A 20,616-nucleotide genomic window follows, 5' to 3' on the forward strand; every position below is an offset into this window, starting at 1 on the left:
CACCCGCGAGCCGCGTACGGGTTAGACCATGCGTTTGCCGCCTCCGGCGTAGATGGTTTGGCCGGTGATCCAGCGGGCTTGGTGGGAGGCCAGGAAGACCGCGAGGTCGGCGATGTCGTCGGGGCGGCCGACGCGGCCCAGCGGGCTGAGTTCGGCGAAGCGGGTGGACATGTCGTCGCTGATCCAGCCGGTCTGCACTGGACCGGGCGAGATGATGTTGACCGTGATGCCCGCTGGGCCGAGTTCGATCGCCGCGGATCGGCTCAGCGATTCCAGGGCGTTCTTGGTGGCCCAGTAGGAGATCTGGTCGGCCGCGCCGGGGGCGGCGTCGGTGGAGATGTTGATGATGCGGCCCCAGTTGGCCTTGCGGCGCAGGTGGCGGCGGTGGAATTCGGCCATCAGCAGCGCGGGTGCGCGGGTGTTGACGGCGTGGTGGGCGTCCAGGCTCGCCGCGTCGAGGGTGCGGTTGCCGCGTGGCGGGTCGGGTTGGAAGGTGTCGAGGACGCAGTGGGCGGCGTTGTTGACCAGGATCTCCACCGGCCCGAAGTGCTTCTCGGCGTGGTCGAAGATGGCTGGGGCACTGCCGATGTCGGCGAGGTCGACGGCCAGGGATTCGGCGTCGGCGCCGTCGGCGCGCAGGGCTTCGCGCACGTGGTCGGTGTCGGTCGCCTTGGCGGTGCCGTAGGTGCGGTCGGCCCCGGTGACCGCGCTGCCCGGAGGTGTTTCGGGCGGGGAGGCGAGCACGACCCTGGCGCCTTGGCGGGCCAGGGCGCGGGCGATGCCCGCGCCGATGCCCAGGGGGCTGTTGGCGCCGGTGATCACGGCGACGCGGTCGTGCAGGCGGGGGTCGATCACGTGGTGGTCCTCTCGAATCGTCCGATGTGGTCGGTGATGGTGGCGATGATCCGCGAGTGCAGGGCGGCGGGCAGGGCGTGGCCGAGGCCGGGGATGGACACGCAGCGGGCGCCGGGGATGAGGTCGGCGAGGTGCTGGCCGTGCGGGGGCGGGTTGATGGGGTCCAGCGGGCCCTGGACGACCAGGGTGGGGGTGCTGACGTGGCGCAGTTCGGCGCCGCGTTCGGTGGGCACCGGGGTGGCGAAGGCGTGCGCACCGGGTTGCTGGTAGCTGCCCGCGTGGTCGATGGCGGCGTTCTCCCAGCGGCGGTATTCGGTTTCGTCGAAGGGGATTTCGCTGCCGACGAGCAGTCGCCATTCGGCGATCCGGTGCCGCAGGGCGGTGTCGCGGTCGGGTGCGGGGTCGGTGCGGTGGGCCATCGCGGTGATGATCTGCGGGGTGGGGGTGGGCAGGTCGGTGGGTTCGCCTTCGATGCCGCGGCGGATCGCTTCGGCGAAGTCGACGTCGAGTGCCGCGGTGCACATCAGGGTGAGGGTGCGCAGCCGGTCGCGGTGGTCGAGGGCGAGCAGTTGGCCGAGGGTGCCGCCCATGGACAGGCCGACGACGTGGGCGGTGGCGATGCCGTGTCCGTCGAGGACGGCGATGGCGTCGCGGGCCATGTCGGCCAGCGAGTAGCCGGTGAGGTCGAGGTGGGTGGAGCGGCCGGTGTCGCGGTGGTCGTAGCGCAGGACGTGCAGCCGGTGCGCGGTGAGGGCGTTGACGAATTTGTCGGGCCAGCCCATCGCGTTGGTGTTGGCGCCCATGATCAGCAGCACTGTCGGGTCGGTGGGGTCGCCGTGGGACTGCGACCACAGCAGGAGTCCGTCGGGGGTGGTGATGTGGCGGTCAGGCATCCAGCAGTCCTTCCCGGCGGGCCAGCGCGGCGAGGTCTTTGGGTTGTCCGGCCATGATGGTGCGGACGTGGTCGGTGATGGCTTGGATGGGCCAGTTCCACCAGGCGACGCGTTGCAGCAGTTCGACGTCGGCGTCGTAGAAGCGGCGGCGGATCACTCGCGCGGGGTTGCCGCCGGCGATGCCGTAGGCGGGGATGTCGCTGGTGACCACCGCGGCGGTGGCGATGATCGCGCCGTCGCCGATGTGCACGCCGGGCATGATCGTGGCGTCGCGGCCGACCCACACGTCGTTGCCGATGACGGTGTCGCCTTTGGCGGGCAGGGCGGCGGCGATGTCGGCGGTGGCGTTGGTCCAGTCGCCGCCGAAGATGGTGAAGGGGAAGGTGGCGCAGCCGATCATGGGGTGGTTGGCGGCGGGCATGATGAATCGCGCTCCGGTGGCCAGGGCGCAGAACCGGCCGATGCGCAGTTTGGCGGGCCCGTAGTTGTAGAGGACGTTGCGGGTTTCGAATTCGGCGGCGCCGTCGGGGGCGTCGTAGTAGGTGTAGTCGCCGATCTCGATCAGCGGGGATCTGACCACTGTGGACAGAAAGGTCACGTTGGTGAGGTCGGGCCGGGTGGTGGGGTGCACCTTGGTGGGGTCGGGCGTGTCGGGCATGGCGGCGGCTCCCCTCAGGCGCTGCGTCGACCGTTGTGCAGGTTCAGGGTGGGCCCGTTCCAGCGTCGCCGCAGCCAACGGTCGTGGCTGGCGACCACGACGGCGCCGGGCGCGGTGCGCAGGGCGTCTTCGAGTTCACCGGCCAGCGTCAGCGACAGGTGGTTGGTGGGTTCGTCGAGCAACAACACCTGTGGTGGATCGGCGATCAGCAGCGCCAGGGCCAGGCGGCGGCGCTGGCCGACCGACAGCGCCCCGATGGGGCGGGCGAGGTCGGCCGGGGCGAGCAGGCCGAGTTCCTGCAGCGCCGGGACGTGCGGGCGGTCCGCGGTGGCAGTGGCGTAGAGCTGGCGAGGGCTCTTGCGGGCATCGGGGAAGGTGACGTCCTGTTCGAGCAGGCCGATGCGGGCGCCGCGGCGGCGCTGCACGCTGCCGACGTCGGGTGCCAGCCGCCCGGCGGCCAGGTGCAGCAGGGTGGATTTGCCCGCGCCGTTGCCGCCGGTGATCAGCAGTCGGCCGGTTCCGGTGAGGTCGAGTTCGTCGATCCACACCCGGTCGCGCACCCCGGCCCGCCGGATCTGCAGCACCACGTCGGTGGTGGTGTCGCGGTCGGTGAGGGTGGCGGCGAAGCGCAGCGGGCTCGGGGGTTTGCGGACCTGCGTGGCGGTGAGTTCGTCGAGGCGCTGCTGGGCGTTGCGCACCCGCCGCGAGATCTGCTTCTGGACCCGGGCGCCTGCGTAGTCGTAGGCCATTTTGCTGGTGTTGCCGCGGGGCGCGTGGTGGGCGACCTGGCGGGCGGTGACGTCCACGGCGTGGCGCAGTGCGGTGAGTTCGTGCTGTTCGGTGGTGTAGCGCTGCTGCCAGCGGCCGCGTTCGGCGCGTTTGGCCGCCAGGTAGTCGGTGAAGGTGCCGCCGTAGCGGGTGGGGCCGTCCATGGCGGGGTCGAGGTCGAGGATGTCGGTGCAGACCGCGTCGAGGAACACGCGGTCGTGGCTGGCGAGCACGACGGTGCCGGGCAGCGCGGCGAGGTGTTGTTGCAGGAAGGTCAGCGCGGTGTCGTCGAGGTGGTTGGTGGGTTCGTCCAGCAGCAGGGCGCGGGGCTGGCGCAGCAGCAGCGCGGCCAGGCCCAGTCGGCTGCGTTGTCCGCCGGAGAGGGTGCCGATGCGTCTGGCGCCGGGGATACCGGCCAGGCCGAGTCCGTCGAGGACGACTTCGGCGCGGTGGTCGGCGTCCCAGGTGTCGTGCTGCTCGGCCCAGTCGAGGACGTCGCCGTAGGCGGCGAGGGCGTCTTCGTCGTCGGGGTGGTCGGCGAGGGTGGCGGCGAGTTCGGTCAGCCGCCGCCCCGCGGCGCGGTGCTCGGCCAAGGCGGCCTCCAGCGCGTCGGCGAGGGTGGTGTCGGGGGCGAAAGGTGTTTCCTGGTGCAGGAATCCCAGATCGTCGGGACGGGTGAGCTCGCCGACATCGGGTGCTTCGGCACCGGCGAGCACGCGCAGCAGAGTGGATTTGCCGACGCCGTTCTCACCGACCAGGCCGATGCGCTGGCCCGGTGAAGCGGTCAACGACACCCCGTCGAGGACGACGCGGTCCGCATAGGACTTGACGAGATCACGTGCAAGCAGAACGAAAGACACGAAGCGTCACACACCGGTGGTTCGATGCGTTGCCCGCCGGGCGTGGTTCGACGCGGACCGGGAAATGGGGTCGCGGAAGCCTCGGGCGCGGGCCTGGCTCGACGTCAGTTCTTCATAGTGCCGCCGATCCTAGCGGCAGCCGCGCGGCGGCTGTCAACGCGTTTTCCGCGACCGGTGTTCACCCGCGCCGCGGGGCTAGGCTGTGCGGTCATGTCGCAGCGTGAGGACGGGGTCGACCGGATCCAGCGGGCGTGGCAGCGGGAGCGCCCGGGGACGCCGGTGGCGTCGATCGGGGTGATCACCCGGATCTGGCGGATCGCGAAGCTGTTGGAGGACGAGCGCCGCCGCACCGATGCGCGCATCGGGTTGGATGCGGCGACCCGCGACCTGTTGAGCACGTTGCGGCGCTCAGGGCCGCCGTACCGGTTGGCGGCCGGGGAGATCGCGCGGCAGTCGTTGGTGAGCGCGGGCGCTATTTCGCAGCGGGTGGCGCGGGCGGAGCAGCGTGGTCTGGTGCGCCGCGGCAAGGGCGGCGCGGACGGTCGATCGGTGCTGGTGGAGCTCACCGACGCCGGGCACCGGTTGATCGAGCAGCGGGTGGACGACCTGCTGCGGCACGAGGAGACGTTGCTGAGTTCGCTGGATGCCCAGCAGCGGGAGCAGTTGGCGGGGTTGTTGCGGGTCCTGCTCAGCGATCTGGGCGAGCGGCTGGGTGCCGAAGATCGTCCGTAGTGTTCACCGACCGAGGTGGGCGCCGACGACGTGCCGGATTTGGCCGGTGATGTGCCCGGTCTGCGGGGTGGCGAGGAAACCGACGATCACCAGTGCGCCGGAGGTCGGGGCGAACAGCAGCCACGGCAGTCGGGCCTGGCGTGTGGTCCGGCACTGTACTCGCCGGGGCGAGGAAATCCGGGCACATCGGAGGATCCCGGTACCGCTGCTGCGCAAGATCTCTGGCCGACCGGCCCGGGCGTCGTGAATTCGGTTGCCCGATACGGGGTTTGGGTGTAGAGCTTGTCGAATGCTGCAGGTCAACCGCCCTGACGGGGTCGTGGTGCTCTCGCGCGAGAGCACCACGGTGTCCTACGCACCGGTCACGGGGGTGCCGCGCACCGCCCAGGTCCTGGCCGTGGACGGGCCCGACGCGCTGGAGCTGCTGCGCGCGGAGCTGCCGGGGTGGCACGTGTTGGTCACCGAAGCCGAGGGCGCGGTGCTGCTGCGGGCGGGGGCGCGGTTGCGGCGGCACGCGCACGCGATGCGGCGAGACTTGCGTTCCGACGCGCCGCCGCGCGAGTGGGCGCGGCTGGTCCCGGCCGAGCCGCTGCGGGTGGTGGCCTGCGATCGTCCTGCCGCGCAGCTGCTGCCCGCGTGGCGGGAGGCGTTCCCACCGGAGCATCCCGACCAGGTCTCCGGCGATGCACAGCAGGTGCTGACCGAACTGCTGCAGCCGCTGCTGTCCGGCCGGGTGCTGGGGCCGGTGCTGGCGTGCAGCGCGCTGGTGGTCGACGCCGAGGACCGGGTGGTGGCCGGGCTGGTGGTCAACGACCGCGGCGGCACCCCGTGGGTGGGTGATGTTTTCCGCCGCCAGGCCGCCGAATTCGCCGGGCTGGGCGGGTTGCTGCTGCGGCGGGCGTTGGCGTGGTTGAGCGCGCGGGGCTGGCCCGAGGTGGGGTTGGCCGTCACCGTCGGCAACCCGGCGCGAGACCTCTACGAACGTCTCGGGTTCTCCGTCACCGACACCACGATGACCCTGGCGTTGTCGTGAACGCGCCAAGACAGCGGGCGCCTCGGGTGCGGACGCGACGGCATGGCATCGGTCATATCGCGGCGGGCTCGCCGCCGGATCGGGTTAGGATGGGGCTGTGACGCAGAGTTCGTGCCGTGCCTGGTGGCGCTCCGGTTAGGAGCGGCCGCACCAGCACGCACGCATCGGGCCGTTCGGATGGACGGCCCTTTTTCGTGTTCTCCGCACGTCCTGGCGGGCCGCCACCGCGTCGGCCCCCAGCCTCGGACAAGGAGAACCATGACCGCCACGATCGAAACCTCCGCCGCCGTGCGCCGCAGCGCCGAACTGGAGGAGCTGATCCGGCTGCGCCCGGCGCGGTTCCGGGTGCTCACCGGTGATCGCCCGACCGGGGCGCTGCACCTGGGCCACTACTTCGGCACCCTGCACAACCGAGTCCGGTTGCAGCGCCTCGGCGTGGAGCTGCTGGTGATCATCGCCGACTACCAGGTGCTCACCGACCGCGATGTCGCCGACCGGCTCGACGTGCACGTGCGCGACCTGGTGCTGGACTACCTCGCCGTCGGCATCGACCCGCAGCGCGCCACCATCTTCACCCACAGCGCGGTGGCGGCGCTCAACCAGCTGCTGCTGCCGTTCCTGAGTCTGGTGTCGGTCTCGGAGCTGTCCCGAAACCCGACGGTCAAGGACGAGATCGCGCATTCGCGGCAGGCGGCGGTCAGCGGCCTGATGTTCACCTACCCCGCCCACCAGGCCGCCGACATCCTGTTCTGCAAGGCGAATCTGGTGCCCATCGGCCAGGACCAGCTGCCGCACCTGGAGCTGACCCGCACGATCGCGCGCCGGTTCAACGACCGCTACGGCGCGCTGCTGCCCGAGCCCGACGCGCTGCTGTCACCGGCGCCGCTGCTGCTGGGCACCGACGGATCGAAGATGAGCAAGAGCCGGGGCAACGCGATCAGCCTGTCGGCCACCGCGGATGAGACCGCGCGGCTGATCCGCGGCGCGAAAACCGATTCGCAGCGGCACATCAGCTACGCCCCCGAGGCCCGCCCGGAAGTCGCCAGCCTGGTGCTGATGGCGGCGCTGTGCACCGGGCGGGATCCGCACGAGGTCGCCGAGACCATCGGTTCGGGGGGAGCCGCGGCGCTCAAACGCACGGTCACCGACGCGGTCAACGACTTCCTGGCGCCGCTGCGGACGCGCCGCGCCGCCCTCGCCGCCGATCCCGGCTACCTGCGCGGCATCCTGCGCGAAGGCAATGAGCGCGCCAACGCCCTCGCCGAGACCACCCTCGACGAAGTGCGCTCGGCGATGGGCACCCGCTACTGACCCGGCCACCGGTTGCGGCGGGGTCAGCCGGAGGTCGTGATCGCCTCGACCAGGTGCGCCGGACGCCACCAGTAGTCGGCCAGCCGCCGGGTGGTGATTCCGGTGAAACCGGCCTGGCGCAGCAGCGTTTCCCAATGCTCGACGGACAGTTCGTAGTTGGTGCGCGCGGCGGTGCCGAACTTGCCGAGGATCACCGGCAGGATGAATCCGGCGCCGACGAGATCGCGATCGGTGTCGTACTCGCGCAGCCCGCGCTCCACCCGTGCCAGGCAGTCGCGGAACCAGGCGGGCTCCCACACCGAGGCGAGTTCGGGGACGTCGAATTCCACCAGCGCGAACCGGCCGGTGTGCGCGGCGATCCAGTGCAGCACCTGGGTTTTCTCGTGCGGCGGCAGGGATTGCAGGGCGAAGCTGGACTGGATGAGGTCCCAGTGCTGGGTGTGGGTGGCGGTGAAGTCCTGCGCGGTCTGCGGCCAGGCGTGGTGGACGATGCCGTGACGGGTCAGCTCCGCGGTGGTCTCGGCCAGCAGTGCCGCGCTGGGCTCGACGACACCGACCACGGGCCGGTGTTCGACGAGCGCGGGCAGCAGCGCCAATCCGTCCCCGGTGCCGATGTCGAGCACCCGCTGCGGCTGGTGCCGCCGGTAGATCTCCCGCAACGCCGCCGAAGTCGACTCGTACAGGTCGATGTTGCCGCCGCCGCGGATGAAGGCCCGGAACGCGGCGGGGGAGTCGTAGACGCCGCTCGCGTCGCCGCCTTTGGTGATCGTGGTCAGCAGCCGGGCCAGTTCGCTTTTCGGGTCGTGGTCGCGGGCCTGGCGGGCCGCGTGGTGCGCGGTGGTGTCGTCGCCGCTGCTGTGCGCCCAGATCGCGAGGTAGAGCGCGGATTCGGCATCGTCGGCGGTGAGGTCCGCGGGCTGCTGGCCGCTGAGGTGGGCGTGGTGCACCTCGTGGATGGACACACGTGCTCCGTTCAGTCAGGACTGTCGAGATAGGACCGTCCGCGCGAGGAGAGCTGGAATCCGGTGTCCAGCGGCTCGACGAGACCGAGTTCCCGCAGCCGCCACACGTCGGATTTGTACCGCGACACCGGGCGTCCTTGGTCGGCGGCCAACTCGGCGACGCGCGCCCCGGGGCGCTGCCGCAGCGCCTCCAGAACCTGCCTGGTCCACGGCCCGCGCGGGGCGGAGACGTCCAGTTGCGCCAGCCGCCGGTCGATCGTCGCCCGCTCCCGGCTGCCCAGCACCACGGGTTCCTGCGGCGGCATCGGGGCGGGGCCGTCGTAGCGCAGTGCGAGCCGGTAGACCGCGCCGGTGCCGTGTTTGTCCAGGGAGGACCGCAGCCCGGCGGCGGAGGTGAATCCGGCGCGGTGCGCGTCGGCGTCGGTGATCTGCCGCGGATCGACCGCGGTGACCTCGCCGATGCCGATCAGTCCGACCGCGGTGCGCAGTTGCGTTCCGGCGCTGGCCTGCGGGCTGGGCCACCGCAGGAACGCCAGGCTGATCTCGCCGCTGGCCACACCGCGCAGGATCCGGTTGCTCAACGCCACCCCATCACGCTAATACGTCAGGCGCTGACGTCGCCTGATCCCCGGGTGATGATCACGAAACGGGGTCGCCAGCTTCCGCAGGTGCGCTGAATCGGGGGAGAATCGGCACATGCTGCAGGCCTGCCTCAACGGCGCCCGATCCACGCGCGAGCACTTCCACCTGCCCGTGCGTCCGGAGGAGCTGGCCAAGGCCGCCGCCGACAGCGTCGCCGCCGGTGCCACCGACATCCACCTGCACCCCAAGTCCCCCGATGGTGCCGACAGCCTCGATCCGCACGTGGTCGCGGCGGCGTTGCGCGCGGTGCGGGCGGCCGCACCCGGCGTCCTGGTCGGGGTCACCACCGGCGCGTGGACCGTCCCGGATCCAGCCGATCGGGCCCGGATCATCCGGGCGTGGACGGTGCTGCCCGATCACGCCTCGGTGAACTGGCACGAACCCGGTGCCGACGCCGTCGCGGCCGTGCTGCTGGAACGCGGTGTCGGCGTCGAGGCGGGCATCTGCTCCGGCACCGACGGCGACCGCCAGTTCCTGCGTTCCCCGCACCGCGACCGGGTGCTGCGGGTGCTCGCCGAGGTCACCGACCGGTCTCCGCGCGGGGCGGCCACCACCGCTGAGGCGCTGCTGGAACGGCTGCGCCCGGCGACGACGCCGATCCTGCTGCACGGCGAGGCGGCCGGGGCGTGGCCGGTGCTGACCGTGGCCGCCCGCCGCGGGCTCGCCACCCGCATCGGCCTGGAGGACACGCTGCTGCTGCCGGACGGGCAGGTCGCCGCCGACAACGCCGAGCTCGTCGCCGCCGCGGTGCGGATCCTCGACGAGGCGGCCTCGTGACCGCCGTCGACCACGAGCGGCTGCTCGCCCTGATGCCCTTCGCGGTGTCGCTGGGTGTGCGGATCGAGGCCGCCAGCGCCGAGGAGGTCCGCGGGCAGCTGGACTGGGCACCACGGCACTGCACGGCCGGGGGAGTGCTGCACGGTGGTGCGGTGATGGCGCTGGCCGACTCGATCGGCGCGGTCTGCGCGGTGCTCAACCTGCCCGAGGGCGCGCATACCGCCACGATCGAGTCGAAGACGAACTTCTTCCGCGCGGTGCGCGAGGGGACGCTGCGCGCGGTCAGCCGCCCGCTGCACGTGGGCCGCACCAGCATCGCCGTGCAGACCGAGCTGCTCGACGGCGCCAGGCGCCGCGTCGGCCACACCACGCAGACCCAGGCCGTGCTGGGCGCGACCACCTAGGCATTATATTTCCGCCCAGCTATATTGATGGTGTGGCAAGTACCTTTGAAGTCCTCGCCGAACCACATCGCCGCGACATCCTCGACCTGCTGCGCACCGGGGAACGAGCGGTCGGCGACCTCGTCGACCGGCTGCCGCTGAGCCAGCCCACGGTGTCCAAACACCTCAAGGTGCTGCGCGAAGCCGGCCTGGTCGACGTCCGCCAGGACGCCCAACGCCGTTGGTACCGGCTGCGCCCGGAGCCGCTGGCCGAGATCGACGCCTGGCTAGCGCCCTACCGCCGGATGTGGCAGGACCGGCTCGACGCCCTGCAACGCCACCTCGACACCATGCCCGACCCGGAGGACCCACAGCCGTGAACACCACCGTCACCATGATCGGCGACCGCCCCGTGCTGCGCCTGCAACGCCTGCTGCACCACCCACCGGAGAAGGTGTGGCGGGCCATCACCGACCCCGCCGAACTGGGCCACTGGTTCCCGGCCCGCATCGACTTCGACCAACCCGCCATCGGCGCACCGATGCGCTTCACCTTCGAAGGCACCGAGGACAGCGACGAAGGCGAGATCCTGGAGATCGACCCGCCGAAGGTCTTCGCCTTCCGCTGGAGCGAGGACGTCATCCGCTGCGAACTGCTCCCGCGTCCCGAGGGCTGCCTGCTGGTGTTCACCCACACCCTGCGCGGCCCCGACAGCGACCGCCCGTCGACCGCCCGCCACGCCGCGGGCTGGGACGGCTGCCTGGACGGCCTGACCGCGCGCCTGGCGGGCACCACCGCGGAGTTCTCGATGCAGACCTGGTTCGAACGCGCCGAGGCCTACATCGAGCAGCTCGGCCTCGCCGAAGGCCAGCTGCACACCACCGAGGACGGCTGGACGATCCGCTTCGAACGCGACCTCGTCCAACCCCCCGCGCAGGTCTGGGCACTGCTCACCGACGGCGCCGACCCCGCACCCGGCGGCCAACCGCCGCTGCAAACCACCCACGGCTACGGCGAAACCGGCGCGCTCACCACTGTCGAAGCACCGAACGTCCTGGAATACGCCTGGCAGCCCGCCGGACTCGTGCGCTTCCAACTCCGCGACCAACACCCCATCGGCACCCGCCTGACCCTGACCCACACCGTCCCCACAGCCCAGGCCCCCACCCGAGCAACCCTGCTGGCAGCCTGGCAAACCCACTTGGAACTCCTGTTCGCCGCACTGCACGACGACATCCGCTGCCCCTGGCCCACAGCCCGAACCGAACACCTCCGTACCCACTACACCCAACACCTCAACCTGGACTGAAGAAGGAGTGAAGGGCACCTTTGACCGGCATAGTCGGTCGAAGGTGCCCTTCACCCATGCCTCATCCAGGTAACCAGCGCCCCTCACCCCGCGAGGGGTGTGCGTCGATCGGGTGGGGGGTGAAGGGCACCTTTTCCCAAGTATGTTGGCGAAAGGTGCCCTTCACCCCGCTGCTGGGCGGAGAACGCGAGCGGTGCTCGGGCCGCGGTGGGACGGGGCCGGGGTGGGCTTTTAGGATCGTGGGCGTTCTTGGGAAAGACTGTGTCCTCGCTTCAGATTGGAGTGTCCGCGATGATCTTCATCACGGCCAAGTTCCGTGTCCGTCCCGACGATGCCGACCAGTGGCCGGAGATCACCCGCGAGTTCACCCAGGCGACCCGCGCCGAGCCGGGTTGCCTGTGGTTCGACTGGTCCCGCAGCGTCGACGACCCGACCGAGTACGTCCTGGTCGAGGCGTTCGCCGATGACGAGGCCGGTGCCGCGCACGTCGGGTCCGAGCACTTCAAGGCGGCGCAGCAGACGTTGCCACCGCACCTGGCCGCGACCCCTCAGATCGTCAACACGACGGTGCCGCAGCAGGACTGGTCACTGCTGGGCGAGATGGCCGTGCCCGAAAGCTAGGCACCTGCCGCGTCATCGACGTCTGACGAGCCATCACCGGATCGCTCGTACCCAGGTCGAGCGGCTACGAGGAGTCGCTCCGCGCGGAGCTGATCGACCTGGCCAGTGGTCGTGCGTGTGCCGGGAATCCGCGGCCACCCGAAGCACGTACGACCGCCTGCCGTCATTCGGCCTTTCGCGCCAGATCGGCCAGCAGGGTGGCGACCAGGTCGGGCCGGGACCAGTTTTGGGGCAGTGCCCGCTCGGCAGTTCCACGGTGTCGACCGCGGCCCACGGCATCGCGGCGGTGACCAGTTCCGGCATCCGGTCGAGCGCGCCGCGCACGAACGTCGTGGGTATCCGCCGCCACGCGGCCGCCCGCACCCCTTGCCCGCCGATCACCGGATTGCTGGGTCGCGGCAGCGAAATCGCCAGCTCGGCCCGTTGCGGGGAGCAGTCGTGGAACAACACCACTGCCGCCGCCACGCCCGGGAGCCTAGGCGGAACGCCGCACGGCGAATGCTGGCGTCGCGGGCGGTTTCAGTCCTCGCCGTGTTGGGCCGCCATGCGCGGGAAGGTTTTGTCGGTCTCGTCCGGGTCGGTTCGTCGTCGACCCGTTTGACATGCAGCTGGTTGGCTGCCTATATTTTTGTGCAGCCAATCGGCTGCATGTTGTGGGGTGGTGGGGATGGACGAGGTGTTCAAGGCGCTGGCCGATGCCAGCCGCCGACGGCTGCTGGACAGTCTCAACGCGCGCAACGGGCAGAGCCTGCGCGAGCTGTGCGCCGGACTGGACATGGCGCGGCAGTCGGTCAGCAAACACCTCGCCGTGCTGGAAGCGGCCGAGTTGGTGACCACCACGTGGCGGGGCAGGCAGAAGTTGCACCACCTCAACGCCGCACCGATCAACGCCATCGCCGACCGCTGGATCAACCAGTACGACCGCGAACGGGCACGTGCCCTCGCGGACCTGAAGACCGCATTGGAGCGACAACCCGTGAGCGACACCGGATTCGTCTACAAGACCTACATCAAGACCACGCCGCAGCTCCTCTGGCAGGCCCTGACCGACCCGGCCTTCACCCGCCGCTACTGGGGGGTGGCCTTCGAAACCGACTGGCGCGCGGGATCGACCATGATCTGGGAGGAGCAGGGCGGCGAGACCACCGACCCCGGCCAGCTCGTCCTGGAAGCCGAGCCGTACCGGAAGCTGTCCTACACCTGGCACACCTTCACCCCGCAGTGGGCCAAGGCCGTCGGGGTCAGCGAGGAGGTGCTCGCCGACATCGCCGAGGAGCCCCGGTCGAAGGTGACCTTCGAGATCGAACCGGTCGGTGACATGGTCAAGCTGACCGTCGTGCACGACGGCTTCGAACCGGGCAGCACCGTGCTGGGCATGATCAGCGAAGGTTGGCCCGCACTCCTGTCCAGCCTGAAAACCCTGCTGGAAACCGGCGAAACACTACCCGCCTGACAGACCCCGCGCCCCGTTGCCGCAAGCGCCGACGCGAAGGATCCGTCGGTTGCCGCGGGCGGCCGAGGGGAGTGGCTGGCCCGCCTGTCCTCCGCAGCGGTCTCCCGGTGCATGCATCGGCAACAACCTGCGCGAACGCGGCACCGACGGCATGCCTTCAGCGGACCTCCCTACTCCTATCGGCGGCGGTTTCCGGCGCGGCGATGATACGAAGCAGTGAACGTCCCCCCGGTGCTTGCGGCCCTCGATTCCGAATCAGTAGTCTCGCTTTCGCGACATCACACGGCCGCGACGCACCGCCGCGTCAGATCATGGCCGCAGCTCACCGCCCATTCCCCGAACCGGGCCACCGTCTTTCTCCTTTAGAAAGGCAATACCAGGTGAATATCGCGGAAAAGATCAAAGAAGTGCTGGCAAATGATCTCTTCGTGGAAGTGCCCGTCGACGAAATGAACGAAGAAGAAAGCCTGCGCGACATCTTCGGCCTCGACTCCCTGGGGTTCGTCGAATTACGCGTCCAGTGCGAGAACATCTTCGGCGTGACCATCTCGGACGACGAATTCTCACCGGAAAACTTCTCCTCGATCGCGGCGATCACCGGGCTGATCCAACGACTCACCCCCAAAACAACCACCTGACCAGCACATTTTCCGGATCATTCCCACGACATGAACGGGACACCAAGGTGGTCTTGACCGAATCGCACGCACCGCCGCCCACCGACCTGGAAATCCTCCAACACGCCCGCGACATCCAATTCGACCACTACGGCGGCCCAAAGCTGCCGTACGCCTGCGTCGCCGCCCGCGGAATCGAAATGGACCTCATCGGAACAGCCGAAGACAACCGCGGCCGCACGCACACCGCCATCGACGCCAGCGGCGGATACGGAACCGCATGCCTGGGGGCCGGCCACCCGGAAATGCTGCGGTCGCTGCAACGCGCCGTCCAAGAAGTCGGCTACGCGACCGACGAAATGGCGTCCCTGGAACGCGCCCGACTACTGCACACCCTGTTCGGGCCCGACGGCCTCTGGAGCGACCGCTTTCCCAACGGACAATACCGCGTCAGCGGACGCAATTCCGGATCGGAAGGCATGGAACTGGCCATCCGGCTGGCACTGGAATCCCGATTCGACCCCCGCCGACTCAAACCACGCCCCGGCCGCGCACAACGCGACACCATCCTCGCCTTCGAAGGCGCCTGGCACGGCTGGACCGACGGCCTCGTACCACTGCTCAACCGCAGGCACTACCAAGTGGGGCTACCCACCCGAGCATTCGGCGGCGACTACGACATCCGCGTCGAACACATCCCCTTCGGCGACGACGCCGCCATCCACGAGTACTTCGCCGACCACGCCCACCGACTGCTCGCCGTCGTCATCGAACCGGTCCAGGGCGACGCCGGAGTGCTCGTCGCACCAGCGGGCTACCTGCGCGCGGTGTCGAGGCTGTGCACCGAATCCGACGTGCTGCTCGTCGCCGACGAAGTGCTGACCTTCGCCAAAACAGGCCAGTTCTTCGCGATGAGCGACGACACCGGCCCGATCCCCACCGACATCACGGTGATCGGCAAGAACCTCGGCATGGGCGTGGTCCCCGCATCCATGGTCATCGCCCGCCACCACCTCGGAGTCCGCAGCAGCGGCGCGGTCGCCACCTCCGACCTGCGCCCCATCACCTGCGCGGTACTCCGCGACGGACTGGCCTACCTGCGCTCCGCCGCCATCCTCGAACACACCGCCGCCCTCGGCGCACACCTCGACACCCTGCTGCGCGACCAGCTCGTCACCGAATTCCCCGACGTGTACCGGGAAAACCGCGGCCTCGGTGTCATCCACGGTGTCGAACTGCAAGAACGCGCCGCGCGGAAACTGCCACAACTGCGGCAGCAGCTGCTGCGCGCCGGGGTCTACGTCGAGTTCATGGCCGGAGCGGGCAAACGCTCCCGCGGACTGCGCTACGTGCACCCGACCATGCGCATCGCACCACCAGCGGTCACCACGCACCAACAGGCCAGCACCATCGTCGAACGCATCGCCGAGGGCACCCGCGCCTTCCGGGACTCGTGGTGACCGCCACGCTGCGACACCAGGTCGAACACGTCGACACCGACGCGGCCGGCGTCATGCACTTCTCCCGCTACGCCTCACTAGCGGAAACCGCGGTGCTGTCCTACCTGCACGACAACGGCACCGGCCTCGACCTCTTCCACCACCACGGCACCGAACTCGCCGTCACCAACCTGCAGATCCGCTACCTCGCACCCGCGACATTCCGCGACACCGTGCTCATCACCGCCGCGGTGGAACACGCGGGCGCGGCGATGCTGCGGGTCCGCGCCGACTTCGCCACGGACACCGACACCCCACTGGCGGCCGCCCGACTGGTGCTGTGCGCCGTCGACACCGCCACGTGGCGCCCGGTGCCACTGCCCGCGCAGGCATCGCGAAGCCTGAAAGGACTCACCCGAACATGACCGAAACCACCAACCGCCAGTTGGGCTTCTCCGAACTCAAGCAACTCCTGCGCCACCGCCACCCCATGATCTACATCGACCGCGTCACCAACTACGAACCGGGATCGCACCTGCAGAGCGTCCTGTCGGTCTCAGCGAACCTCGACAGCATCGCCGGTCACTTCCCCGAACGCGCGATCTTCCCGGGCAGCCACCTGATGCAAGCCTTCGCCCAATCCGGCATCGTCTTCTACCAACTCAGCACCCAACCGTTGACCGACGACGAGATCACCCTGATCGGCTCGGTCAAATCCCGGTTCACCGGCATCGTCGTACCCGGCGACCGCGTCCTTTTCGACCTCCGCCAAGACCGCTTGCAGGACAACGTGTTCTTCTTCTCCGCCAACGCCACCGTGGACGGCCGACGGATGGCGGCGTTCTCCGGCAACCTGATCAGAACAACCATCCAACGACTGGGCCGACAACTGTGGTGACCGACCAGGCGCCCCTCGTCACCGGCATGGCCTGGTGCACCCCGCTGGGCTCGGACCTCGACCAAACCTGGCGGCACCTCTGCGCAGGCCACACCGCGCTGCGCCCACAACCCGCGCCCTTCCCAGTCCGCAACCAGCTCGTCGCGGCCATCCCCGAAACCACCACCGACCCCGGACAACGCCAAGTGGCCATCACCGCCAGCACACTGCGGGCCGCCTGCACCGACGCCGGAATCAACCCCGCCGACCCCTCGGTACAACTCGTGCTCGGCACCAGCTACGCGGGCCACCTCGATGACCCCGACACCACCTCGCTGCACGACTGGGCACGCGAAAGCGCCCACCGGGCAGGACATCCCCGCGAACCGCTCACCATCACCACAGCCTGCTCCGCTGGCGCAGACAGCCTCCTCGTGGGCGCCGAACTGATCCGCACCGGCACCCACGACATCTGCGTCTGCGGCGGCACGGACGTGCTCAGCACCGCGAAACGACTCGGCCACACCGCACTCGGCACCATGTCACCCACCACACCGCGGGCCTTCGACCGCCGCCACGACGGCATGGTCCTCGGCGAAGGCGCGGCATTCCTGGTGCTGGAGTCACCCCGATCAGCACACCGGCGCCGCGCCCGAACGCACGCCGCACTCGCCGGTGCGGGATCCGCCAACGACGCCGCCGGACTGACCGCACCCGACGAATCAGGCACCAGCATCCTGCTCGCCATCGGCCGCAGCCTCGCCGACAGCGGCCTGACACCCGCCGACATCGCCGTGATCAGCGCCCACGGCACCGCGACCCCGCTCAACGACGCGGTCGAGGCAACCAGCCTGGCCACCCTGTTCGCCGACCAGACGCACCCGCCGGTGGTGTTCGGCACCAAAGGCGCACTGGGACACAGCCTCGGAGCCACCGGCGCCATCGAAGCGGTGTCACTCGTCCTGGCCCTGCGCGACCAACTCGCCCCACCGATAGCCGGAACCGAAACCCCCACCACGGAACTACCACTGGCACTGGGCGAGGCCCGCAGCTTCCACGGCACCGCCGGAGCGAGCATCACCCTCGGATTCGGCGGATTCAACACCTGCCTGCTGTTCGCCCGGATCGAGGACGGCGATGCCTGACCCGACCTCCGTGCTCGGCCACTGCACACTGCGCAGCACCAACCCCACCGAATTCGCCCACAACCGCCCGTCGTTGTTCGCCGACCCGATCGCCTGGCAGTTCACCGCAGCCATCGGCCAGGCGCTGCAACCACACCGGGACCTCGTGCTCGCCAACCGCGACCACGTCGCGACCATCACCATGTCCGAGCACGCCACCCTGCACACCATGCGGTCGGTGGCCACCGCCGCGCAACGCGGACGCATATCCCCACTGCGCTTCGCCGGAGCCAATCCCGCGACCATCACCGGCCTGCCGTGCATCCGCTGGGGCCTGCGCGGACCATCGCTGGCGCTGTCGACCGACCCCACCACCGCCACCTCGGCTGCACTGACCGTCGCGCACTCGTGGCTGACCCGCGGCCTGGCCCGATACCTCGTGCTGGCAGGACACCGCATCGACAACGCGGGCGTGCACGAAATCCGCTGCGTCGTGGCAGCCCACCCCCTCAACACCCGCGACATCCACCCCCTGATCGTCGGGAACGGAGCCGAAGATGTCGGCTGACCGAGCTCTCACCGCGGCACACCTCACCGACTTCGCCGCCCGGATCACCGACGAAACCCCCACCACAGCACCACCGAACTTCGACGACGTCCTCGACGACGTGCAACGCCTCGGCCTGCGCCCCGGCGCACTGGTCGTCGTCGCACTGCCCAACACCGCGACGACCATCCACATCCTGCTGGCCCTGCTGCACCTGGAAACCGTCCCGATGGCGATATCGCCCGCCACGCCATCGAGCAGAATCACCGCGCTCACCGGGCAACTCGGCGCCGACGCCCTCATCACCACCAAACCCGGCCCGGCACGCCACCGCACCCAACCCGTCGCAACCGCCACCGCGACCCCGCTGGGCACACCCCGCGTCCGCTACGAACCCGGCGAGTTCGTCATCCTCACCTCAGGAACCTCCGGCATCTTCAGCGCCTGCGTGCACCGCCTCGACGCACTGCTGCGCAACGCCGCCAAACACGCCCACGCCGTCGGCCTGCGACCCGACGACACCGTCCTCGTCAACCTGCCGCTGCACTACTCCTACGCCATCGTCGCCCAGGTACTCGCCGCCTTCACCACCGGCGCCCACCTCGTCATCTCCGGCCCCCCGTTCTCCCCACCCGCCTACCACGCGATGCTCAACCGGCACGACATCACCTCCTCATCGATCACCCCCACGATCGCCCGAACCCTGCTCGAACACCGCACCAAACTGCCCGACCAACTGCGAATGCTCACCGTCGGCGGCGACCACCTCGCCCCAACCGACACCCGCGAACTGCTCGCACTGCACCCCCACGAGCTGTACCTCACCTACGGGCTCACCGAAGCAGGACCACGAGTGTCCACCCTCGCCGCACACACCGAACCGGCGCAGCGCCACGGCTCAGCCGGACTGCCACTGCCCGGCGTGCACGTCGAACTCCGCGACGTACAACCCGAAACCGGCATCGGCGAACTGCTCATCACCACCGACACCGCCCTCACCCGCCGCACCGACGGCCACCCACCGCTGCTACCAACCGGCCAACTCGCCACCGGAGACCTCTTCTCCCTCGACGACGACGGCTACCTCCACTTCCACGGCCGACGATCGGAATTCGTCGTACTGCGCGGCGAAAAAGTCTCGCTGTTCACCATCCGCCAAGCAGCACACCGCATCCCCGGCGTGCTGCGCTGCACCCCACACCTCGCCACAACCCCCGACGGCACCACCCACCTCGACCTGGAACTGCACATCGACAACCCAGCCCAAGCCGAGGAAATCCGCGGCACCCTCAACCGGTTCCTCCTCCCGAAAGAACGCCCACGGCGCATCGACATCAACACCGGCACCACGCCCGAACTGCAGAAATAGTGCGATGTCCACCCGCCTCTACTGCGTCCCGCACGCCGGTGGAACCGCCCGCTGGTTCCACAACTGGCCACCGGCCTTCCCACCCGACATCCAGATATCACCCCTGGAACTACCGGGTCGCGGCCGACGCGCCAACATCCCCCCAGCCACCACCCTGCGCCGCGCCGCACACGACATCCACACCACGGTCCTCGCCGACGCCCAAGCGGACTACGCGCTGTTCGGACACAGCATGGGCGCACTCGTCGTCTACGAAACAGCCCGGCTGCTCGCGGCATCCGACACGCCGCCACCACGACTGGTCGTGCTCAGCGGACGCAACCCACCGCACCGCCGCAGCCCGTGGGGCAGGCGCGCCACCGCGCTCTCCGACGACCGGTTGCTCACCGAACTCGCCACCATGGGCGCCGTCCCAACGGGATTGAGCCGCTCCATGGCCCAGCGCTACTTCCTGCCGGTGCTGCGCGACGACCTCGCCCTCATCGAGGACTACGACCCCGGCCCGGCACGTCCGATCCCCGCCCCGATGCTGGTGCTCGCGGGACGCTCGGACCCGCTGATCGACCACGCCCGCCTGCACGAATGGTCCCGCTACGCCCAGCACCCCGTGCAGCCGGTGCTCTTCGACGGCGGCCACTTCTTCCACACCCACGCCCTACCCGCCGTCGCCGCAACACTGCACGCACACCTGCAAGCCGCGTGAGACGGCGGGGGAGAACCCTCAGGTGGGCTCCACCACCAGCAGACCCGCCATACCCAACAACACACCGCCGGTGGCCCGATCCAACCGACGATGCGCCCGCTGACTCAACCGAACCGCCTTGATCACACTCCCGGCAGCGGCGAACACCCCAGCCGCCACCGCCTCGGCAACGAGGTAGAAAGCACCGAGCACCGCCAACTGCGCGGTCACCGCCCCCCGCTCGGCCACGACGAACTGCGGAACGAAAGCGGTGAAGACCAACACCGCCTTCGGATTGGTGATCGCGACGAGGAACTCCTTGCGCGCCAACGAGAAAACCGACGACGCAGCCGACACCTCAGCGACCGCACCACCAGCTCCGGCAACCGGCCGGAAACTCGCCCACAACGTGGTGATCCCCAAATAAGCCAGGTAGGCGACCCCCGCCCACTTGATGACCGTCAACGCCCACTCCGACGCCGACAACAGCGGCCCCAACCCCGCCACCACCGCGACCACCAGAACCGCGAACGCCACCAACCGTCCGCAGACCCCGACCATCGAACCAGCGAAACCGTGCACCATCCCGTTGCGCAACGCCAACAGGTTGTTGGCCCCCGGAGTCAACGCGACCAGCAACGCAACCGCGAGAAAACCCACGACCCACACGGCAACAGCCCCCTCTGCACAGCACGGAGTCCGCC

26 protein-coding genes are annotated in these 20,616 nt (G+C 69.7%); 17 read left to right on the plus strand and 9 right to left on the minus strand.

Features of this window, described 5'->3' with window-relative positions; genetic code table 11:
* Positions 1–21: 21 nt before the first annotated feature.
* From ACTWQN_RS09055 to ACTWQN_RS09070, 4 genes are read right to left on the minus strand one after another with little or no spacing between them, the layout of a single operon-like run.
* The gene (locus ACTWQN_RS09055) at positions 22–855 is read right to left on the minus strand and encodes an SDR family NAD(P)-dependent oxidoreductase (protein WP_443202914.1); all 834 of its coding nucleotides are present in this window, start codon (positions 853–855) and stop codon (positions 22–24) included.
* The gene (locus tag ACTWQN_RS09060; protein ID WP_443202915.1) at positions 852–1,748 is read right to left on the minus strand and encodes an alpha/beta fold hydrolase; all 897 of its coding nucleotides are present in this window, start codon (positions 1,746–1,748) and stop codon (positions 852–854) included. Before ACTWQN_RS09060 ends, ACTWQN_RS09055 begins: the two co-directional genes overlap by 4 nt.
* On the minus strand, positions 1,741–2,406 hold the full coding sequence (locus ACTWQN_RS09065) for a CatB-related O-acetyltransferase (RefSeq protein WP_443202916.1): 666 nt from the start codon (positions 2,404–2,406) through the stop codon (positions 1,741–1,743). The genes ACTWQN_RS09060 and ACTWQN_RS09065 overlap by 8 nt, the downstream gene beginning before the upstream one ends.
* 14 nt (positions 2,407–2,420) lie before the next feature.
* Positions 2,421–4,034 carry an ABC-F family ATP-binding cassette domain-containing protein gene (locus ACTWQN_RS09070; RefSeq protein WP_443202917.1) on the minus strand — a complete coding sequence of 538 codons (1,614 nt, stop codon included), beginning with the start codon at positions 4,032–4,034 and terminating at the stop codon, positions 2,421–2,423.
* A 210-nt stretch (positions 4,035–4,244) separates the two neighbouring features.
* Here ACTWQN_RS09070 and ACTWQN_RS09075 point away from each other — a divergent pair, with 210 nt between their 5' ends.
* Positions 4,245–4,766 carry a MarR family winged helix-turn-helix transcriptional regulator gene (locus tag ACTWQN_RS09075; protein ID WP_443202918.1) on the plus strand — a complete coding sequence of 174 codons (522 nt, stop codon included), beginning with the start codon at positions 4,245–4,247 and terminating at the stop codon, positions 4,764–4,766.
* Between the two features lie 3 nt (positions 4,767–4,769).
* Here ACTWQN_RS09075 and ACTWQN_RS09080 read toward each other — a convergent pair whose 3' ends face one another.
* Positions 4,770–4,982, minus strand: a complete 213-nt coding sequence (locus ACTWQN_RS09080) for a hypothetical protein (RefSeq protein WP_443202919.1) — start codon at positions 4,980–4,982, stop codon at positions 4,770–4,772.
* Positions 4,983–5,055: 73 nt separating this feature from the next.
* Between ACTWQN_RS09080 and ACTWQN_RS09085 the strand changes: the two genes are divergently transcribed.
* On the plus strand, positions 5,056–5,799 hold the full coding sequence (locus ACTWQN_RS09085; RefSeq protein ID WP_443202920.1) for a GNAT family N-acetyltransferase: 744 nt from the start codon (positions 5,056–5,058) through the stop codon (positions 5,797–5,799).
* Between the two features lie 258 nt (positions 5,800–6,057).
* Entirely contained in the window at positions 6,058–7,110 is a 1,053-nt protein-coding gene (gene trpS / locus ACTWQN_RS09090; protein ID WP_443202921.1) for a tryptophan--tRNA ligase, read from the plus strand.
* Between the two features lie 23 nt (positions 7,111–7,133).
* Here trpS and ACTWQN_RS09095 read toward each other — a convergent pair whose 3' ends face one another.
* Positions 7,134–8,072 (minus strand): class I SAM-dependent methyltransferase, encoded by a 939-nt coding sequence (locus ACTWQN_RS09095; RefSeq protein ID WP_443202922.1) that lies wholly within the window; start codon positions 8,070–8,072, stop codon positions 7,134–7,136.
* A gap of 11 nt (positions 8,073–8,083) precedes the next feature.
* Positions 8,084–8,659 carry a hypothetical protein gene (locus ACTWQN_RS09100; protein WP_443202923.1) on the minus strand — a complete coding sequence of 192 codons (576 nt, stop codon included), beginning with the start codon at positions 8,657–8,659 and terminating at the stop codon, positions 8,084–8,086.
* Between the two features lie 109 nt (positions 8,660–8,768).
* Here ACTWQN_RS09100 and ACTWQN_RS09105 point away from each other — a divergent pair, with 109 nt between their 5' ends.
* The 5 genes from ACTWQN_RS09105 to ACTWQN_RS09125 all read left to right on the plus strand — a co-directional run bounded on the left by ACTWQN_RS09105 (position 8,769) and on the right by ACTWQN_RS09125 (position 11,804).
* Positions 8,769–9,491, plus strand: coding sequence for a 3-keto-5-aminohexanoate cleavage protein (locus ACTWQN_RS09105; RefSeq protein WP_443202924.1), 723 nt, complete (start codon positions 8,769–8,771; stop codon positions 9,489–9,491).
* A 32-nt stretch (positions 9,492–9,523) separates the two neighbouring features.
* Complete coding sequence (locus ACTWQN_RS09110) at positions 9,524–9,895, plus strand: PaaI family thioesterase (protein ID WP_443203164.1); 372 nt, start codon at positions 9,524–9,526, stop codon at positions 9,893–9,895.
* A gap of 32 nt (positions 9,896–9,927) precedes the next feature.
* Positions 9,928–10,254, plus strand: a complete 327-nt coding sequence (locus tag ACTWQN_RS09115) for an ArsR/SmtB family transcription factor (protein ID WP_443202925.1) — start codon at positions 9,928–9,930, stop codon at positions 10,252–10,254.
* Positions 10,251–11,183, plus strand: a complete 933-nt coding sequence (locus tag ACTWQN_RS09120) for an SRPBCC family protein (RefSeq protein ID WP_443202926.1) — start codon at positions 10,251–10,253, stop codon at positions 11,181–11,183. The genes ACTWQN_RS09115 and ACTWQN_RS09120 overlap by 4 nt, the downstream gene beginning before the upstream one ends.
* Positions 11,184–11,474: 291 nt before the next feature.
* The gene (locus ACTWQN_RS09125; protein ID WP_443202927.1) at positions 11,475–11,804 is read left to right on the plus strand and encodes a putative quinol monooxygenase; all 330 of its coding nucleotides are present in this window, start codon (positions 11,475–11,477) and stop codon (positions 11,802–11,804) included.
* Positions 11,805–11,837: 33 nt separating this feature from the next.
* On the opposite strand, the gene ACTWQN_RS09130 is transcribed toward ACTWQN_RS09125, so the two are convergent.
* Positions 11,838–12,269, minus strand: a complete 432-nt coding sequence (locus ACTWQN_RS09130) for a hypothetical protein (RefSeq protein WP_443202928.1) — start codon at positions 12,267–12,269, stop codon at positions 11,838–11,840.
* Between the two features lie 202 nt (positions 12,270–12,471).
* Here ACTWQN_RS09130 and ACTWQN_RS09135 point away from each other — a divergent pair, with 202 nt between their 5' ends.
* The 9 genes from ACTWQN_RS09135 to ACTWQN_RS09175 all read left to right on the plus strand — a co-directional run bounded on the left by ACTWQN_RS09135 (position 12,472) and on the right by ACTWQN_RS09175 (position 19,933).
* Complete coding sequence (locus tag ACTWQN_RS09135) at positions 12,472–13,257, plus strand: ArsR/SmtB family transcription factor (protein WP_443202929.1); 786 nt, start codon at positions 12,472–12,474, stop codon at positions 13,255–13,257.
* 311 nt (positions 13,258–13,568) lie between these two features.
* Complete coding sequence (gene amcB / locus ACTWQN_RS09140; protein ID WP_443202930.1) at positions 13,569–13,895, plus strand: cispentacin biosynthesis acyl carrier protein AmcB; 327 nt, start codon at positions 13,569–13,571, stop codon at positions 13,893–13,895.
* A 53-nt stretch (positions 13,896–13,948) separates the two neighbouring features.
* The gene (amcC, locus tag ACTWQN_RS09145) at positions 13,949–15,334 is read left to right on the plus strand and encodes an amipurimycin biosynthesis protein AmcC (protein WP_443202931.1); all 1,386 of its coding nucleotides are present in this window, start codon (positions 13,949–13,951) and stop codon (positions 15,332–15,334) included.
* Complete coding sequence (locus ACTWQN_RS09150; RefSeq protein ID WP_443202932.1) at positions 15,331–15,738, plus strand: acyl-CoA thioesterase; 408 nt, start codon at positions 15,331–15,333, stop codon at positions 15,736–15,738. Before amcC ends, ACTWQN_RS09150 begins: the two co-directional genes overlap by 4 nt.
* Positions 15,735–16,211: a cispentacin biosynthesis cyclizing decarboxylase AmcE gene (gene amcE, locus ACTWQN_RS09155; protein WP_443202933.1), complete on the plus strand. Its 477-nt coding sequence runs from the start codon at positions 15,735–15,737 to the stop codon at positions 16,209–16,211. Before ACTWQN_RS09150 ends, amcE begins: the two co-directional genes overlap by 4 nt.
* The gene (gene amcF, locus ACTWQN_RS09160) at positions 16,208–17,335 is read left to right on the plus strand and encodes a cispentacin biosynthesis acyltransferase subunit AmcF (protein ID WP_443202934.1); all 1,128 of its coding nucleotides are present in this window, start codon (positions 16,208–16,210) and stop codon (positions 17,333–17,335) included. The genes amcE and amcF overlap by 4 nt, the downstream gene beginning before the upstream one ends.
* A complete protein-coding gene (gene amcG, locus ACTWQN_RS09165) occupies positions 17,328–17,882 on the plus strand; it encodes a cispentacin moiety biosynthesis protein AmcG (RefSeq protein WP_443202935.1) in 555 nt (184 codons plus the stop codon). Before amcF ends, amcG begins: the two co-directional genes overlap by 8 nt.
* Entirely contained in the window at positions 17,872–19,230 is a 1,359-nt protein-coding gene (gene amcH / locus ACTWQN_RS09170; protein ID WP_443202936.1) for an adenylate-forming 2-oxoglutaryl-ACP ligase AmcH, read from the plus strand. The genes amcG and amcH overlap by 11 nt, the downstream gene beginning before the upstream one ends.
* A 4-nt stretch (positions 19,231–19,234) precedes the next feature.
* Positions 19,235–19,933 (plus strand): thioesterase II family protein, encoded by a 699-nt coding sequence (locus ACTWQN_RS09175; RefSeq protein ID WP_443202937.1) that lies wholly within the window; start codon positions 19,235–19,237, stop codon positions 19,931–19,933.
* Positions 19,934–19,951: 18 nt separating this feature from the next.
* Here the strand turns inward: ACTWQN_RS09175 and ACTWQN_RS09180 are convergent, their stop codons facing one another.
* A complete protein-coding gene (locus ACTWQN_RS09180) occupies positions 19,952–20,572 on the minus strand; it encodes a LysE family translocator (protein ID WP_443202938.1) in 621 nt (206 codons plus the stop codon).
* Positions 20,573–20,616 lie beyond the last annotated feature (44 nt).

The sequence above is a fragment of the Saccharopolyspora antiqui genome (assembly GCF_052246905.1).
Classification (GTDB): Bacteria; Actinomycetota; Actinomycetes; order Mycobacteriales; family Pseudonocardiaceae; genus Saccharopolyspora.